This window comes from Pseudocitrobacter corydidari, assembly GCF_021172065.1.
GTDB lineage: Bacteria > Pseudomonadota > Gammaproteobacteria > Enterobacterales > Enterobacteriaceae > Pseudocitrobacter > Pseudocitrobacter corydidari.
Genome location: NZ_CP087880.1, coordinates 261,606 through 277,499, shown reverse-complemented (window position 1 = coordinate 277,499; position 15,894 = coordinate 261,606). Strand labels below are relative to the sequence as shown.

At 50.9% G+C, this 15,894-nt stretch carries 14 protein-coding genes and 6 tRNA genes; 9 read left to right on the top strand and 11 right to left on the bottom strand.

Annotated features, from left to right (window positions below; all coding sequences use genetic code 11):
- Positions 1 to 5 precede the first annotated feature (5 nt).
- A complete protein-coding gene (locus G163CM_RS01235; protein WP_231826576.1) occupies positions 6 to 1,352 on the top strand; it encodes a class-II fumarase/aspartase family protein in 1,347 nt (448 codons plus the stop codon).
- On the opposite strand, the gene G163CM_RS01230 is transcribed toward G163CM_RS01235, so the two are convergent.
- The 3 genes from G163CM_RS01230 to G163CM_RS23515 all read right to left on the bottom strand — a co-directional run bounded on the left by G163CM_RS01230 (position 1,345) and on the right by G163CM_RS23515 (position 4,257).
- Positions 1,345 to 2,892 (bottom strand): BglG family transcription antiterminator, encoded by a 1,548-nt coding sequence (locus tag G163CM_RS01230; protein ID WP_231826575.1) that lies wholly within the window; start codon positions 2,890 to 2,892, stop codon positions 1,345 to 1,347. The two genes, G163CM_RS01235 and G163CM_RS01230, sit on opposite strands and share 8 nt — an antisense overlap.
- Before the next feature lie 86 nt (positions 2,893 to 2,978).
- Positions 2,979 to 4,220, bottom strand: coding sequence for an Nramp family divalent metal transporter (locus tag G163CM_RS01225; RefSeq protein WP_231826574.1), 1,242 nt, complete (start codon positions 4,218 to 4,220; stop codon positions 2,979 to 2,981).
- Positions 4,195 to 4,257, bottom strand: coding sequence for a hypothetical protein (locus G163CM_RS23515; RefSeq protein ID WP_420851433.1), 63 nt, complete (start codon positions 4,255 to 4,257; stop codon positions 4,195 to 4,197). Before G163CM_RS23515 ends, G163CM_RS01225 begins: the two co-directional genes overlap by 26 nt.
- 297 nt (positions 4,258 to 4,554) lie before the next feature.
- Between G163CM_RS23515 and nupC the strand changes: the two genes are divergently transcribed.
- A complete protein-coding gene (gene nupC, locus G163CM_RS01220; RefSeq protein WP_015963531.1) occupies positions 4,555 to 5,742 on the top strand; it encodes a nucleoside permease NupC in 1,188 nt (395 codons plus the stop codon).
- 52 nt (positions 5,743 to 5,794) lie between these two features.
- Here nupC and G163CM_RS01215 read toward each other — a convergent pair whose 3' ends face one another.
- The 3 genes from G163CM_RS01215 to G163CM_RS01205 all read right to left on the bottom strand — a co-directional run bounded on the left by G163CM_RS01215 (position 5,795) and on the right by G163CM_RS01205 (position 8,360).
- Positions 5,795 to 7,978 carry a sensor domain-containing phosphodiesterase gene (locus G163CM_RS01215; protein ID WP_231826573.1) on the bottom strand — a complete coding sequence of 728 codons (2,184 nt, stop codon included), beginning with the start codon at positions 7,976 to 7,978 and terminating at the stop codon, positions 5,795 to 5,797.
- Positions 7,979 to 8,168: 190 nt separating this feature from the next.
- Positions 8,169 to 8,244, bottom strand: a tRNA-Ala gene (locus G163CM_RS01210).
- A gap of 40 nt (positions 8,245 to 8,284) precedes the next feature.
- Positions 8,285 to 8,360: transfer RNA gene (locus G163CM_RS01205), tRNA-Ala, on the bottom strand.
- Between the two features lie 216 nt (positions 8,361 to 8,576).
- Here G163CM_RS01205 and G163CM_RS01200 point away from each other — a divergent pair.
- The gene (locus G163CM_RS01200; protein ID WP_015963529.1) at positions 8,577 to 8,939 is read left to right on the top strand and encodes a YfeC-like transcriptional regulator; all 363 of its coding nucleotides are present in this window, start codon (positions 8,577 to 8,579) and stop codon (positions 8,937 to 8,939) included.
- 5 nt (positions 8,940 to 8,944) lie between these two features.
- On the top strand, positions 8,945 to 9,343 hold the full coding sequence (locus G163CM_RS01195) for a YfeC-like transcriptional regulator (RefSeq protein ID WP_231826572.1): 399 nt from the start codon (positions 8,945 to 8,947) through the stop codon (positions 9,341 to 9,343).
- A 27-nt stretch (positions 9,344 to 9,370) separates the two neighbouring features.
- Here the strand turns inward: G163CM_RS01195 and gltX are convergent, their stop codons facing one another.
- Positions 9,371 to 10,786, bottom strand: coding sequence for a glutamate--tRNA ligase (gene gltX / locus G163CM_RS01190; protein ID WP_231826571.1), 1,416 nt, complete (start codon positions 10,784 to 10,786; stop codon positions 9,371 to 9,373).
- 257 nt (positions 10,787 to 11,043) lie between these two features.
- Here gltX and G163CM_RS01185 point away from each other — a divergent pair.
- The 4 genes from G163CM_RS01185 to G163CM_RS01170 all read left to right on the top strand — a co-directional run bounded on the left by G163CM_RS01185 (position 11,044) and on the right by G163CM_RS01170 (position 11,441).
- A tRNA-Val gene (locus tag G163CM_RS01185) sits at positions 11,044 to 11,119 on the top strand.
- A 44-nt stretch (positions 11,120 to 11,163) separates the two neighbouring features.
- A tRNA-Val gene (locus G163CM_RS01180) sits at positions 11,164 to 11,239 on the top strand.
- A gap of 46 nt (positions 11,240 to 11,285) precedes the next feature.
- Positions 11,286 to 11,361 (top strand) — tRNA-Val (locus G163CM_RS01175).
- Between the two features lie 4 nt (positions 11,362 to 11,365).
- A tRNA-Lys gene (locus tag G163CM_RS01170) sits at positions 11,366 to 11,441 on the top strand.
- 89 nt (positions 11,442 to 11,530) lie between these two features.
- Here the strand turns inward: G163CM_RS01170 and G163CM_RS01165 are convergent.
- The 4 genes from G163CM_RS01165 to xapA are packed head-to-tail and all read right to left on the bottom strand — an operon-like array spanning position 11,531 to position 14,863.
- Positions 11,531 to 12,463 carry a LysR family transcriptional regulator gene (locus G163CM_RS01165; protein WP_231826570.1) on the bottom strand — a complete coding sequence of 311 codons (933 nt, stop codon included), beginning with the start codon at positions 12,461 to 12,463 and terminating at the stop codon, positions 11,531 to 11,533.
- A 40-nt stretch (positions 12,464 to 12,503) separates the two neighbouring features.
- Positions 12,504 to 12,662 carry a DUF1427 family protein gene (locus G163CM_RS01160; RefSeq protein WP_231826569.1) on the bottom strand — a complete coding sequence of 53 codons (159 nt, stop codon included), beginning with the start codon at positions 12,660 to 12,662 and terminating at the stop codon, positions 12,504 to 12,506.
- 51 nt (positions 12,663 to 12,713) lie between these two features.
- Positions 12,714 to 13,970: a xanthosine/proton symporter XapB gene (gene xapB / locus G163CM_RS01155; protein ID WP_231826568.1), complete on the bottom strand. Its 1,257-nt coding sequence runs from the start codon at positions 13,968 to 13,970 to the stop codon at positions 12,714 to 12,716.
- 59 nt (positions 13,971 to 14,029) lie between these two features.
- A complete protein-coding gene (gene xapA / locus G163CM_RS01150) occupies positions 14,030 to 14,863 on the bottom strand; it encodes a xanthosine phosphorylase (protein WP_231826567.1) in 834 nt (277 codons plus the stop codon).
- 248 nt (positions 14,864 to 15,111) lie between these two features.
- Between xapA and G163CM_RS01145 the strand changes: the two genes are divergently transcribed.
- On the top strand, positions 15,112 to 15,876 hold the full coding sequence (locus G163CM_RS01145; RefSeq protein ID WP_231826566.1) for a nucleoside-specific channel-forming Tsx family protein: 765 nt from the start codon (positions 15,112 to 15,114) through the stop codon (positions 15,874 to 15,876).
- Positions 15,877 to 15,894 lie beyond the last annotated feature (18 nt).

Sequence of the window (15,894 nt, the reverse complement as noted above, 5' to 3'; positions counted from 1 at the left end):
GAATAATGCGCGCACTCTATGATTCAAAAAGCAAAACGCTTGATGATCGCGGTCTGAAAATATGGCTTAGCCAACAGGCGCGAGTGCAATCCTGGCTGGACGTTGAGGCTGCGCTGGCCCTGGCTCAGGCGGAGCATGGTGTGATCCCCGCCAGCGCGGCTGAAAATATTGCCGCCAATTGCCGGGTTGAACGCATCGATCTATTGGAAATGGATCGCCTGCTGCGTGAAATTGGCCACGGTTTTGTGCCGGTGCTGAAAGTGCTGGTGAAAGCCTGTGACAGTGAAAGCGGAAAATACGTTCATTACGGCGTGACAACACAAAATATCCAGCAAACCGCACAGCTCTATCTGGCGAAGCAGTTCGATGCGCAAATACAGACATTCCTACGCGATATATTACACAACCTCGCCGCTATGGCGCGCGCGCATCACGATACACTCATGGCGGGCCGCACCCACGGGAAACACGCATTGCCCATTACCTGGGGCTACAAAGTTGCGGTGTGGATTGAAGAGCTTCTGAGCGCGCAAGAACGAATGCGCGAAGCCGAAAAGCGAATATTTACAGTGATGATGGGGGGCGCCGTTGGCGCCTTTCACGCTACGGGCGAGACCGGACAGAAAGTTCAGGAGAGCGTTGCCTGGCGGCTCGGCATGCATTCAATGGCGATACCTTCAAGAAATTCACGCGTGTACCGCATGGAGTACATCAGCAATTTGTGCTTGCTGGCCACAACCCTGCATAAGATAGCGGAAGAGGTCTATCAAACCTCCGGTGAGGAGTTTGGCGAAGTGTCGGAGGCCTTTACCAAAGGCACCGTCGGTAGCAGCACAATGCCGCAAAAAGTAAACCCGAAACTGGCCAAAGGGATTATCGGTAATGCGCAGAAGCTGTATTCCGTGCTGACCTCCTGTCTCTACGTCACCTCTCGCCCTTTCGAAGCAGACAGCTCCGCCTATTTTATTTTTGATGCCAATATTCAGGAGAGTATGGAGTGCATCACTGAGATAGTCATGCGTGCCGAGGAGCTGACGCGCACGTTGGTGATTCATCGTGAACGGATGCAGCAAAATGCGCAATTAACGCATGGACTCATTAACAGCGAGAAAATCATGATGCAACTGGTGGAGAAACTGGGCAAAGATGCCGCCCACGAGCGCGTCTATCAACTGGCGATGCGCAGTACCCACGAATCGCTGCCCTATGCAGACGTTTTACGTCAGGATAATGTCATACGTGAGCATTTCAGCGATGAAGAGATAGCGGCGCTGCTCGATCCGGCGCATTACCTCGGCCTTTGTTCGCAAATTGCGCGGGAAGCCGCCGACCGTGTCGATGCGCTTAAATAAAGATGTCGCCATAGCGGAATTCGAGAAACGCTTTTAACGCTTCCGGGCTCATGCCTTGTACCTGCCGCACAAATGTGTCGGCAGGTATTTTCTGACGCGCGGGGAGTAAACCGCGTTCACGTAACAGCCTGAAATCTTCCTGCGTCAGCCAGAAATTCACTTTCACGCATTCCAGTTCCGCATAGCGCAGATGATTGGAGATTTTGTTGGTGAATGTGATGAGCAGATCAAATGCCTCCTGCTTCAGGAGGTCTATTTCATTAATGTTTACGCATGCCACAACATCAATGTGAAACCGTGAGAGCAGCACTTCCCGAAAGTAACCCACTTTGCTTTCTGAGGAGTTTGTGACGATGATTACGCGTTTTTTCGCGTCACTCACTACGCTATTTCTCAGTTCATATTTCTTGATAATCAGAACCAACGTAGCCAGATGGACAGGCGAAAAAGAGACCTGCCACAGATGCTCAATCTCTTCTAACGCCTGCCGCACCTGTAGCCATAAGTCAGGGTACCGCCCTTCAACACCGTGTAATTTTTTATCATCAAACCACAGCCGCAGCGTGTTCTGAATAATTGCGGCATAAATGAAGTTATAGAGTTCTGCAAACCAGGCGTGAGGGCTATGAATGGTAACGTTCAGCTTGCGCGCCAGTATCGTACACACTCTTCTCACGCAGTGAACCAGCGCCGCATCATAAAGTGTAAAGGGACGGTATGTCAGCGTAAGTGAGGCAATCAACATATCCAGGCAGACGTTTTCCACGTCACTGTCCAGCGCCTGATAGGGATATGTTGTCAGGAACTGGACTGTCTCCGCGGGGGTAATCCTGTGTCCCCGCTTACTACGATGCAGCGCCAGGCTAAGATAAACCAGCAAATACTTTCTGCCATTATAACCGGGGCGGATTATTGGGCTAATGATGCGGGAATAACACTCTGCCGCCTGAACGATCTCTTCTGCGCATTCATCAAGAAATTGTTCAGCAATCGCCCGATTCGCCGGCTCGTTCGCCTGATGCGCCACTAACCGATGATTCGCGCCTATCTCAACAGTTTTTACTATCGCGATGCACGCAGCGACACGCAGACGAAATTCATTACCGACCAGCCGCGAACCTTTACGGGGAACGCTTACCAGAGACAACGCATGAACCTGCAACTGACGCTGTATCAGCGGATTATCGTTTTTTACCGTCCCGGCGCTAACGTTAAACTTTTTGTAGTATTCGTTTTTGTTCACCACATCGTGCAGGCAAAGTGTAACCAACAGGCAGCTTACGCGCTCTTCAGGCGTGGTGATATAGCGGCTGAACTGTACACGCTGCAAAAATTCGATGTATTCCCGATAACCAATGCGGGTGGCAATGAATTGATTATCCTGATGAAGCTGGACGTGTTCCGGCAGAAGATCGTTAATCTCCTTCATCGTGCGCTTGAGTGTAGAGAGTGTTTTACCAAAACGCTGCACGGCAGCATCGATGGCAAGCGGCGAGTTATCCTGGAGATATTTGAGAAAAGCGAGATCGAAATGATTCATGGATGCGCACCGATTAACAAGGCGCATCCATCCTATGGGAAATACGTAAGCAAAACCGTGACCTGTCGCGGGCCACGGATTTTATGCTAGAGCCCCAACAGCGTTCCCACCAGCAGCCAGCCGTTCAGCGCGACCACCAGCCCTACAATTAGCCAACCAACGCGTCTTACCAGTGCGGAGTTCACCAACTCACCCATCAGTTTTTGATTGCTGGTAAAGACCAGCAGCGGCACCAGCGCCAGCGCAATCCCGAAGCTCAGCAGCACCTGGCTCATCACCAGAATGCGGGTCGGGTCCATGCCCATCAGAATCACGATGAACGACGGCAGCATAGTGACGGAGCGGCGCACCCACAGCGGTATGTGGAAGCGAATGAAGCCCTGCATCACCACCTGCCCTGCCAGGGTACCCACCACGGTAGAGGAGAGCCCGGCGGCAATCAGGCTCAGGCCAAAGATAGTGGCGGCTGAATGACTGAGCAACGGTTCCAGCGTCAGATACGCCTGGTCGAGATCCGCAATTCCCGTATGCCCGTGGAAGTGAAACGCGGCGGCAGCGGTAGCCATCATCGCCAGGTTAACGAATCCGGCGATGGTCATGGCAATCGCCACATCCCAGCGCGTGGCGTTATAGCGTTCGCGCGCGCTACCGCCGTGCAAATTCTGCGTCAACGACGAGTGCAGGTAAATCACGTGCGGCATGATGGTCGCACCCAGCACGCCCGCCGCGAGGAATACGGCTTCCGAGGTGGGCAGAGAAGGAATAATCATCCCTTTTGCCAGCGGGGCCAGTGCAGGTTGCGAGAAGATCAGTTCGACGATGTAGGCTGCGGCGACAAACAGCAGCAGCCCGCCGATCACTTTCTCCAGCGGTTTTTGCCCACGCCGTTGCAGCATCAGGATCAGGAACGTGGCAATCCCGGTAAGTACCGCGCCCTGAAGCAGGGAGATACCCAGGATCAGCTTAAAGCCAATCGCCGCGCCGATAAACTCCGCGAGATCGGTCGCCATAGCGATGATTTCAGCCTGCACCCAGTAAAACCACACTACCGGTCTTGGGTAATGGTCGCGGATCTGTTCCGCCAGGTTTTTGCCCGTGGCGATACCGAGCTTGGCAGAAAGCACCTGAATCAGCATCGCCATCAGGTTGGCCCATACCACCACCCACAAAAGCTGATAGCCGAAGCTGGCCCCGGCCTGAATGTTGGTCGCAAAGTTACCCGGATCGATATAGCCGATGGCGGCAATAAATGCGGGCCCCATCAGCGCAAGCCTCATCCGGCGCGCTGTACGACTGCTGTTGTTACTTGCCACGCGACTCTCTGTCATTCTCTGCCTCAAAAACATAGCCTTTGCTATGTTTCATGCTACCAAAATGAGAATGATTATCAAGTTCATTTAGAGAGGTGATAATGATTGCTCTGATAGCCGAAACCGATAGTCGGGCTGGAGGTTGGGAAGGTTTGGTATACGCTTATTGTGAGGTTAGTACATTATACAATCTTTAAACACATTTACGTAACATAATAAAAATGTATGTTCGATCACTCTTTTTGAGATTGCTCACAGGTTCTGAATATAGTGCGACTTTGATCTCGTTTTATTTAGTTACGTTACATAGAATGTGCAAGAAAATTAAACCTGCCTCATATTTGGAGCAAATATGGACCGCGTTCTTCATTTCGTCCTGGCGCTTGGCGTTGTGGCGATTTTAGCGTTGCTGGTCAGCCATGACCGCAAAAAAATTCGAATTCGTTATGTAATTCAATTACTTGTCATCGAAGTCTTACTGGCATGGTTCTTCCTGAACTCCAACGTCGGTCTGGGCTTCGTGAAAGGCTTTTCCGAAATGTTCGAAAAACTGCTCGGATTCGCCAACGAAGGCACCAACTTCGTCTTCGGTAGCATGAACGATCAAGGCCTGGCATTCTTCTTCCTGAAAGTTCTGTGCCCTATCGTCTTCATCTCTGCGCTGATCGGTATCCTGCAACACATTCGCGTACTGCCGGTTGTTATCCGTGCAATTGGTTTCGTGCTCTCCAAAGTCAACGGCATGGGCAAACTGGAATCGTTCAACGCCGTGAGCTCGCTGATTCTGGGTCAGTCTGAGAACTTTATCGCTTATAAAGATATTCTCGGCAAAATGTCCCGCAACCGCATGTACACCATGGCGGCAACCGCCATGTCTACCGTGTCGATGTCTATCGTCGGCGCCTACATGACCATGCTGGACCCGAAATACGTGGTGGCGGCGCTGGTTCTGAACATGTTCAGCACCTTTATCGTCCTCTCTATCATCAACCCGTACCGCGTTGATGCCAGCGAAGAAAACATTCAGATGTCTAACCTGCACGAAGGCCAAAGCTTCTTCGAAATGCTGGGTGAATACATTCTGGCTGGTTTCAAAGTAGCGATTATCGTTGCGGCGATGCTGATTGGCTTTATCGCGCTGATTGCAGGTCTGAACGCCCTGTTTGCTGCCGTTCTGGGTATTTCCTTCCAGGGCATCCTGGGCTACATCTTCTACCCGATTGCGTGGGTGATGGGTGTACCGGCCAGCGAAGCGCTGCAGGTAGGCAGTATCATGGCGACCAAACTGGTCTCTAACGAATTCGTCGCGATGATGGACCTGCAGAAAGTGGCGTCTACGCTCTCTCCGCGCGCAGTCGGTATCATCTCCGTGTTCCTGGTTTCCTTCGCGAACTTCTCTTCTATCGGTATCATCGCCGGGGCGATTAAAGGCCTGAATGAAGAGCAAGGTAACGTAGTTTCCCGCTTCGGCCTGAAACTGGTTTATGGTTCTACGCTGGTGAGCGTGCTGTCTGCGTCTATCGCGGCGCTGGTGCTGTAACGCCTGACTGAACAGGAAACATAAAAAAACGGGACGATAATCGTCCCGTTTTTTATTTCTTCAATTCGCTGAGCGGTGCAGGTTTACCAATCAAATAGCCTTGCAGATAATCCACGCCCAGTTCGAATAACGTCTCTTTCTGCTCCTGCGTTTCGACATACTCGGCCACCAGCGTCAGGTTCTTCACCTTCGCCATGTCGCAAATCGACTTCACGATCAGTTGGTCCATTTTTTCGCTGACAATATCGCGCACAAAGCAACCGTCAATCTTGACGATATCCGCTTCCACACGCTTCAGGCGCTCATAGTTGGCGTACCCGGTACCAAAGTCATCGATCGCAATCAGGCAGCCATACGCGCTGAGCTGGCGAATATTCTGCAAACTGTTTTCCGAGTCTGAGAACGCCTGCTCCTCCGTGACCTCAATGGTGATGGCTTCAGGCGTGACGCGATAGCGTTTCAGCAGCCGAATGATTTCATCCGCCGCACCTTTCTGCATCAGGGTAAACGGCATCAGATTGATGGCGAAACGGTGCTCCGGATAGTGCTTCATCTTGCTGAGCAGCGTTTCCACTACCTGCATATCAAAGCGGTAGCTCAGGTTAAACTGGGTGATAATCGGGATAAATTTATCCGGCATAATCAGCTCGCCGTCGCACTGCAGGCGGCTGAGAATCTCATGGTAACCCTGACCGTTTTTATCGACGATAGGCTGCGCATAGAGAAGAATACCGCCATGCGCAAGCGCGCGTTTAACCCGATTTAACATTATGACGCGCTCAGTGGTAAAGCCGGAGACGGCCTCTTCCCGGCTATCCAGCGCCAGCACCTGGTGCGCGCTGCATGCCTGTTCGGAGAGCCAGCTCAGTTGCCCCAGCGTATGGTGCAGCTGGTTTTCTTCTTTGCCGTCGATGACACCCCAGGACGCGCCGAATTCCAGGTCGATCACATTGTTATTCCAGCTAATTTTGTGATTATTCAGGTATTCAACAATATGCGTCAGGCGCGCTTCGGTCTCCGGACCGGTCAATACCAGCAATAACTCATTGCCGGGGATCTGAAAGAGTTTTTCATCGTGAGTAAGAAGCGGCTGTAAATTTCGGGTGATCGCACGCTTACAGTGAATGCGCATCATCATGCCGTAGTGGCGGCTTAAGAACTCGAGGTTATCAATGCGCAGGCAGCAAACGGTCGCCTGCGGGTTCTCTTTTAACCACAGCTCAAACTCACGCAGGTTCGGCAGCCCAGTTAAGGGGTCGATCAGCGCCTGGTCGTGCCATTTGCGTTTCAGCGCCTCGCCGCGCGCGTAAATCTGTACCATATACAGAATACAAATCGTGAATGAGATCAGCACTGAGAGAACAAAAGCAACCGAGTAGGCGCTCAGCACGCCAAACAGGAAATGCTTGTTATTCAGCACCAGCAAGAATGCTGACACAGACCAAATCAGGACGATAAGTACGCCGCTTAAGCGACTGATTCCCGAAAAGAAGAGGATAAAGATAATGGGTACCAGGTAGCCGGCAATGTACTCCGTCTCATAAGGCGAACACAGTATGGTGAGCAGCGCCACAAGCCCCAGGACCCAGTACAGTACAAAAGTTCGATTCTGCGACGACAGGCAGGCGGCCACATGACGACGCCAGAAGGCTCTGGCATAGTGCGGGTTAAGGATCATCCGCATTGGATAATAGAAAAGCGGCGTAAATATCAGGGACGCACAAATGAGACTTTGCACATCCACAACGCCATAAACCAACGAATGGGTGCCAAAGTAGCTGGAGACGCTTACCGGAAAATCAAGGTAGTGACCAACCAGATACATAATACCTTTGATGATCGCCGGTGCCACAAAGCCAATCCAGAAGACTACAGCGCCCATATGGTGGCTGGGCAATCCGTAACGCCACCGTCGGCCAACGCTCCAGCGCAACATTACAGATGAAATCAGCACGCCCAGTAACTGGCAGGTAAGTAAAACAACTGCCTGGAAAAGCGTGAGATCGACAACGAAATTATTGACCACCAAAAAGCTAATGATCAAAGGAATAACGGCGTGACGACCAAACAGCAGAACGATAGCGAATGCTGCACTAAGCGGCAACCAGGCAAGATAAGCTTCAGTACCATCAATAACGGCTTTAGGCGAGACAAAGCGAGCAAAGGGAATTGCGATTAAAGAAAGAGCTAATGCTATAAAAAACTTGCGCGACAAAATATCTGTATTAAATCTCATTAGTATTCAGAACTGCATCCTTGTCGGTACACCTATAACCCAGAATGATACTATGGGCATTATTCGAGCGAATCAAGGTGCTAAAGGAGGAAATTCCGACTAAACAAGGCGGAATACGAATATTGTTGTGGCTGGTTTAGGAACAGTATAGACAAACAAAAAACCCCCGCCACAGGCGAGGGTTTGAATTTGGTGGAGCTAAGCGGGATCGAACCGCTGACCTCTTGCATGCCATGCAAGCGCTCTCCCAGCTGAGCTATAGCCCCAACGGTGCTTTTACGTTCCAAACCTGATGGGAGCAGGATTTGGTGGAGCTAAGCGGGATCGAACCGCTGACCTCTTGCATGCCATGCAAGCGCTCTCCCAGCTGAGCTATAGCCCCAACGTAAAGCGTGTCGTGTTGACGGGCGGCATAATATGAATTCCATTGCGAGGTGTCAACGGCAAAATGCTTTGCGGCAAGCTAATCGCTGAAAAAGCAGACAGATGAATAACATTCCGAGCACGCTCGCAGAGAGAAGTTAATCCTGTCACGCTTTCTTTTAAAATGATGCTATAACATGAACTCGTAATTCCACACTGCGATTCAGGAAATAGCATGCTCAAGGAACGAATGACACCGGAAGAAATCGCCCACCTGACTGGCTACAGCCGACAAACCGTTAATAAATGGGTGCGCAAGGAAGGTTGGCAAACATCGCCCCGTCCCGGCGTTCAGGGTGGAAAAGCCCGTCTGGTCCACATTAACGATCAGGTCAGGGAGTTTATCTATAGCGCGCAACGCGCATCCGACACCACCGCGACTTACACCACGCAGAGTGTGAATGACAATGCGTTTCACGGCCTGTTGCTGAATCTGGCGCAGGAAATGACGCTTGAAGAGCAGCGACAGTTAACCTCTTTACTGTTGCGTGAAGGGATCAGCGGCCTGCTGCAACGTTTGGGTATCCGTGGCGCATAATCGTAATGAAAAGACTCAAAGATAAAATGTCTACCGAAGAGCTGGCGCGCTGTCTGGGAATGACGCGTCAGACAATCAATCGCTGGATCCGCGAACAACACTGGCAAACCGAGCCGATGCCGGGCGTGAAAGGTGGTCGGGCAAGGTTGATACACATCACCCAGCAGGTGAGAGACTTTCTGGCTAATACACCTGCCCTGCTCCACGTTGATGAAGCCGACGTGCAAATGAATGAACCGGCGAAAAGCTACTCAACCAACGAAGCGGACGTTATCTGGCAGCAGATCAGCGACACCTTACAGGTGATGACGCCAGACGAGATGGAAAAGCTGAATGTTTTGCTGCGTCGTGAAGGCATTTGTGGGTTTATGTCGCGGCTTGGGTTGGCCGGAGCACAGGGATAAAAAAAACGGGCTTTCGCCCGTTTTTTATTACTGCTGGCTTTCGCGCTCGGCAATAAAGCCCAGCGCTTTGTTGATGCGCTCGATGCTGCGGTTTTTACCAATCGCGTGAACGGTTACGTCCAGCGCAGGCGATTGACCTGCACCCGTTACGGCTACGCGCAGCGGCATCCCGACTTTACCCATGCCCACTTCCAGCTCATCGGCGGTCGCCTGAATCGCGTGATGAACATTTTCTGCCGTCCAGTCAGTGATAGCAGACAGTTTATCGCGCACCACTTCCAGCGGCTGACGCGCAACCGGACGCAGGTGTTTTTTCGCCGCATCCGCGTCGAACTCAGCGAAATCTTCATAGAAGTAACGGCAACTCTGCGCCATCTCTTTCAGCGTTTTGCAACGTTCGCCCAGCAGTTTCACCAGCTCAGACAGCTGCGGACCCACGCGGGTGTCGATATTTTCCTGCTCAATATGCCACTGCAGATGCGTTGCAACATATTCAGATGGCAGATTGTTGATGTAGTGATGATTCAGCCACTGCAGTTTTTCAGTGTTGAAGGCGCTGGCTGATTTACTTACGGCGTTCAGGGTGAAGAATTTGATCATCTCTTCACGGGTGAAGATTTCCTGATCGCCGTGAGACCAACCTAAACGCACCAGATAGTTCAGCAGCGCTTCCGGCAGGTAGCCATCGTCGCGATACTGCATCACGCTGACTGCGCCGTGACGTTTAGAGAGTTTTTTGCCGTCATCGCCGTTGATCATCGATACGTGCGCGTAAACCGGTACCGGTGCATTCAGCGCTTTCAGGATGTTGATCTGACGCGGCGTGTTGTTGATATGGTCTTCGCCACGGATAACGTGGGTGATTTCCATATCCCAGTCATCGACAACCACACAGAAGTTATAGGTTGGGGAACCATCGGTACGGCGGATGATCAGATCGTCCAGCTCCTGGTTGCTGAACTCGATCGGGCCACGGATCTGGTCATCAAAGATAACCGAACCTTCCTGCGGGTTCGCGAAACGCACCACGCACGGCTCATCGTCAGCATGATGTTCGTGGCTGTGGCGGCAGCGGCCGTCATAACGCGGTTTTTCACCGTTCGCCATCTGCTCTTCACGCAGCGCTTCCAGACGCTCTTTGGAGCAGTAGCATTTATACGCGGTGCCCGCTTCCAGCATTTCGTCGATAACCGTGTTGTAGCGATCGAAACGTTTAGTCTGATAGTACGGACCTTCATCCCATTCCAGATTCAGCCAGTTCATACCATCCATAATGGCTTCAATAGCTTCCGGCGTGGAGCGCTCGAGATCGGTGTCTTCAATACGCAGCACAAACTCACCGTCGTGATTACGTGCAAAAAGCCAGGAGTAAAGAGCAGTACGAGCACCGCCGACGTGCAGATAGCCTGTCGGGCTGGGCGCGAAGCGAGTTTTGATTTTCATTAAATGGCCTTACGTTTATTAAAGATGCCGACAACCGGCAAAACCTGGAACTGAGAAGGGCAATATTCTATCACTCCTGGCTGATTCCTCAATCTTCATCCCTCATCATGGACAAAGTTAGCCGTTTTTGTATAGAAATCATGCGTGAGCGCATAAAACCCCACCGCATTGTCTAATTTTACGACGAACAAACAAATTCTTTAGAAAATGCGTTGACTCATTTTCAACTCTCCCTATAATGCGACTCCACACAGCGGGGGTGATTAGCTCAGCTGGGAGAGCACCTCCCTTACAAGGAGGGGGTCGGCGGTTCGATCCCGTCATCACCCACCAACTACTTTATGTAGTCTCCGCCGTGTAGCAAGAAATTGAGAAGTGGGTGATTAGCTCAGCTGGGAGAGCACCTCCCTTACAAGGAGGGGGTCGGCGGTTCGATCCCGTCATCACCCACCACTTTCTCGCCAGCTGGATTTCTTGCAAAAATGTGAAGTACCGAAGTGGGTGATTAGCTCAGCTGGGAGAGCACCTCCCTTACAAGGAGGGGGTCGGCGGTTCGATCCCGTCATCACCCACCACTTCGGGTCGTTAGCTCAGTTGGTAGAGCAGTTGACTTTTAATCAATTGGTCGCAGGTTCGAATCCTGCACGACCCACCAATGTAAAAAGGCGCCCTAAAGGCGCCTTTTTGCTATCTGCGATTTGAGAAATTGCCTGATGGCGCTTCGCTTATCAGGCCTACGCCGGTTCAAGATTTGTAGGTCGGGTAAGCGTCAGCGCCACCCGACATTCTCACCTGGTGCGTCAACGCCGCCAGCAGCTTAATCAGCGCGGGTGTCACCTGCTGCGTTTCATAAACAATATACAAATCTGCCGGAATGCGCTCCGCAAGTGGACGGAAAACGACACCAGGCCAGTTCATCTGCGCGTAACTGTCTGCTATCAACGTGATACCAATACCCATGCTGATCATCGCCAGCACCGTTTGCGGTTCATTGACCTCACGAATAATAACCGGGGAAAACCCAGCCTGCTGGCAAACACGTTGCAAAAAGGCCCAATCGGTATGCACGGGCGGCATGGTGACAAAATATTCATCGCGAAGCGCTTCCAGGGGAATCGCGGAGTATGACGTCAGATGATGCTCTTCAGGCATTGCGACCAGAAAAGCCGATTCATGCAAGCGTAAACTGGTAAAGCCTTCCGGCGGTTCTGTCGCCATCCGCCAGATCCCCGCATCGAGTTCCCGCCGCTCCAGCAGCGCCATTTGCATGGCGGGCATCTTTTCGCGAAACAGAACTTCAACGTTGGGGTTTTCTTTCAGGAACCGCCGCATGACAGGGCGCATACGCCCCCACATTGCCGTTCCCACTACACCAAGTTCAATCCGCCCCGCTTCTCCCCGGCCTATTTGCTCCACCCGAGCCAGTACCTGATTCGCATTAACCAGTAACCTGCGGGATTCTTCCATCAGGATTTTACCCGCGTGCGTCAGGGCAACGCTGCGAGAATGACGAATAAAAAGCTGAGTGCCGAGTTGATTTTCCAGCTCTTTAATATGGATGCTCAGCGGTGGTTGCGACATATTTAAACGCGCCGCTGCGCGCCCAAAATGCAACTCTTCCGCAACGGCAAGGAAATAGCGGAGCAACTTAAGATCTGTTCGATAAACACGTTCCATAATTAGGTGCTCCGCCTGAGAGTTATAAAAGATTAAATTATCATGGCATAAAGAACTTCACCACCAGATAACCTATATACATAAACACAATGGATAGTATTCCCGGCAATACATTTGGTACAGGAATGGGTAAACGTAATAATGTAAACAACGCACCGATGCCAAAACCGACACCAGAAGAAAATAAAATATCTTTCACAGAGCACCTTTTATCAAAAAGCAGCCCCGAAAATCGGAGCTGCCAGTTCTTTTAATGGGTTATCGCGCGATGCGCTAATTTCTCAGGATCATGTTTATATTTAAATCCGAAGAAAAATATCACTGCGAGGAACAATGCGTATGCAGCAAACACCAGCCAGATGGTATGCCAGTCTTTCACACCATCCACAGAGAAGTAATCCACCGCCATTCCACTCAGAATCGAGCCGACCCATGCGCCAACACCATTCACCATGGTCATGAAGAGCCCCTGAGCGCTGGCACGAATACTGGAATCAACTTCCTGTTCGACAAACACCGAGCCGGAAATATTGAAGAAATCGAACGCACAGCCGTAAACGATCATCGACAGCAGCAGTAAAATAAAGCCGGTTGGCGATGGATCGCCATAGGCAAAGAAACCAAAGCGTAGCGTCCAGGCCACCATACTCATCAGCATGACGGTTTTAATGCCGAATCGCTTTAAAAAGAATGGGATAGTCAGAATAAAGCCCACTTCTGCCATCTGTGAAACCGACAGCAAAATGGAGGGGTATTTCACCACAAAACTGTCAGCAAATTCCGGATTACGGGCGAAATCATGCAGGAACGGGTTGCCGAAGACGTTGGTGATTTGCAGCACCGCTCCCAGCATCATCGCAAACAGGAAGAAAACCGCCATGCGGGGGTTTTTGAACAGGACGAAGGCATCCAGACCGAGTTTACTGGCAAGCGAAGTGGTCGCTTTTTTCTCCGCAACGGGAATCTTCGGCAGCGTAAGTGCATAGGCAGACAACAGCAGCGACGCACCGGACGCGATATACAGTTGCAGACTGCTCAATTCCAGATGCAGTAAACTTACCGCCCACATCGCGATGATGAAGCCCACCGTACCAAAAACGCGAATGGGCGGGAAAGCCGTCACCGGGTCAAGCCCCGCCTGGGCAAGGCAGGAGTACGAGACACTGTTAGATAACGCGATGGTCGGCATAAATGCCATCGCATTGACTAACATCACCCAAAACATGGTATCCGGATCGCTAACAGATGCCGCATAAAAAAGTACGCCAGCGCACACCAGATGGCACAGCATGTAGGCACGTTCCGCGCGCAGCCATTTGTCCGCAATGATCCCCATAATACCAGGCATAATAATCGCGGCGATACCTTTGGAGCTGTAGACCATACCGACGTTAGCGCCGGTGAAATGAAGGGTATTAATCATGTAAGAGCCGAGGGTAACCAGCCAGCTCCCCCAGATAAAATATTGCAAAAAGGACATTACCTTTAAGCGCATAGCGATGCTCATAATCGTTTCCTTATCGCATCATATGGCCTCACCCGTGAGGCCGTTTCTTGTTGTTTTACTTAGGCAATATTGCGCAGAAAGCCACAAATAAGGTTGATGAAGTTCTGCTTAGAGAGCTCCGCTGCTGCCAGCGTTTGAGCATGCGAAAGCTTCACATCACTAAGACCTTCCGCCATATTGGTGATAGCAGAGACTGCAACCACTTTAAGGTCGCAATGGCGTGCTGAAATAACTTCAGGTACCACAGACATACCAACAACATCCCCACCAATAATTTGCATCATGCGAATTTCAGCCGCAGTTTCGAAATTCGGGCCCGGATACGAGACAAACACGCCTTCCGTCAGAGGGAAACCCTCTTCTTTCGCCACTTTTTGCAACAGCGCGCGGTAATCCGCATCGTAGGCATTCGCCAGTGAGAAGAAGCGTTCCCCAAAGCGTTCATCGTTAAGACCCACCATCGGCGTACCTGGCATGGTGTTAATATGATCTTTCAGCGCAACCAGGCTGCCCGCCCCAACTTCCGGACGCAGTGAGCCTGCCGCATTAGTGCAGAACAGCAGTTCGCAGCCCAGCAATTTAAAAGTACGTATCGCGTCGGTCATGATGGTCATTCCACGACCTTCGTAGAAATGCCCCCGACCTTTCATGCATGCCACCGGTACGCCCTGGAGATGACCCAGCACTAACTCCCCCGCATGACCATGTACCGTGCTTACCGGGAAGCCCGGCAGCTTTTCATAGGAAATTGCGACGGCGTTCTCAATCTGATCGGCCAGCGCGCCCAGCCCGGAACCTAAAATAAATGCCACTCTTGGAGTGAAATCAGGTTTATAAGCCCGGATAATATCGACGCAAAACAGCGGGTTATGAGAAAATTGAGCCTGAGACATATATATCCTTTTTCTGTAGGGTTGAATCTAACGCCTTTTTATAGCGAGGTTGTCCCGGCTCTTACCAATACACTTTTCTCACGCATTCAATAGCGATTCGGTATCGATAGATTTATATCTTTTCACTATTAATCCACTGTAAAAACTGTATTGGCGACATCTATTCCTTTGCATTAACAATATGCCGTTTTTTACAAACCACTTTATTAAGCAATCTACTAATAACGATCGGCATAGGGAATTATGCTATGAAAAAACATCTTTTAACTCTGACGCTCTCCTCTATATTAGCGATACCTGCAGTATCCCATGCAGAATTTAAAGGCGGCTTTGCAGATATCGGCGTGCATTACCTGGACTGGACCAGCCGGACCACCGAAAAATCCTCAACCAAATCGCATAAAGATGATTTTGGTTATCTCGAACTGGAAGGTGGCGCCAACTTTAGCTGGGGAGAAACCTACGGTTTCTTTGATTGGGAAAACTTTTATAACGGTCGTCACGATAAAGCAGGAAGTGAGCAGCGTTATACTTTTAAAAATACCAACCGCATTTATCTCGGGGATACCGGATTTAATCTCTACCTGCACGCGTATGGCACCTACGGCTCGGCAAATCGGGTAAATTTCCACGACGATATGTTCCTGTACGGTTTTGGCTACAACTTCACCGGCAACGGTTGGTGGTTCAAACCTTTCTTTGCCAAACGCTATACGGATCAAACCTATTACACGGGTGATAACGGCTACGTAGCCGGTTGGGTTGCGGGTTACAGCTTTACACTGGGCAGCGAGAAATTCACCCTCACCAACTGGAACGAGTACGAGTTTGATCGTGACGCTACCTATGCGGCGGGTAACGGGGGCAAAGAGGGGCTCAATGGCGCAGTTGCACTCTGGTGGAATGCAACATCACATATCACCACAGGGATTCAGTACCGCTATGCGGATGACAAACTGGGCGAAGATTTTTATCAGGATGCGATAATCTACTCCATCAAATTTAACTTCTGATCCTTTTTCTGCCGGCGC

What these genes read in the sequence shown, in the direction of transcription:
- G163CM_RS01235 (WP_231826576.1), top strand. Translation starts at nt 6, where the DNA reads ATGCGCGCACTCTATGATTCAAAAAGCAAAACGCTTGATGATCGCGGT.
- G163CM_RS01230 (WP_231826575.1), bottom strand. Translation starts at nt 2,892, where the DNA reads ATGAATCATTTCGATCTCGCTTTTCTCAAATATCTCCAGGATAACTCG.
- G163CM_RS01225 (WP_231826574.1), bottom strand. Translation starts at nt 4,220, where the DNA reads ATGACAGAGAGTCGCGTGGCAAGTAACAACAGCAGTCGTACAGCGCGC.
- nupC (WP_015963531.1), top strand. Translation starts at nt 4,555, where the DNA reads ATGGACCGCGTTCTTCATTTCGTCCTGGCGCTTGGCGTTGTGGCGATT.
- G163CM_RS01215 (WP_231826573.1), bottom strand. Translation starts at nt 7,978, where the DNA reads ATGAGATTTAATACAGATATTTTGTCGCGCAAGTTTTTTATAGCATTA.
- G163CM_RS01200 (WP_015963529.1), top strand. Translation starts at nt 8,577, where the DNA reads ATGCTCAAGGAACGAATGACACCGGAAGAAATCGCCCACCTGACTGGC.
- G163CM_RS01195 (WP_231826572.1), top strand. Translation starts at nt 8,945, where the DNA reads ATGAAAAGACTCAAAGATAAAATGTCTACCGAAGAGCTGGCGCGCTGT.
- gltX (WP_231826571.1), bottom strand. Translation starts at nt 10,786, where the DNA reads ATGAAAATCAAAACTCGCTTCGCGCCCAGCCCGACAGGCTATCTGCAC.
- G163CM_RS01165 (WP_231826570.1), bottom strand. Translation starts at nt 12,463, where the DNA reads ATGGAACGTGTTTATCGAACAGATCTTAAGTTGCTCCGCTATTTCCTT.
- xapB (WP_231826568.1), bottom strand. Translation starts at nt 13,970, where the DNA reads ATGAGCATCGCTATGCGCTTAAAGGTAATGTCCTTTTTGCAATATTTT.
- xapA (WP_231826567.1), bottom strand. Translation starts at nt 14,863, where the DNA reads ATGTCTCAGGCTCAATTTTCTCATAACCCGCTGTTTTGCGTCGATATT.
- G163CM_RS01145 (WP_231826566.1), top strand. Translation starts at nt 15,112, where the DNA reads ATGAAAAAACATCTTTTAACTCTGACGCTCTCCTCTATATTAGCGATA.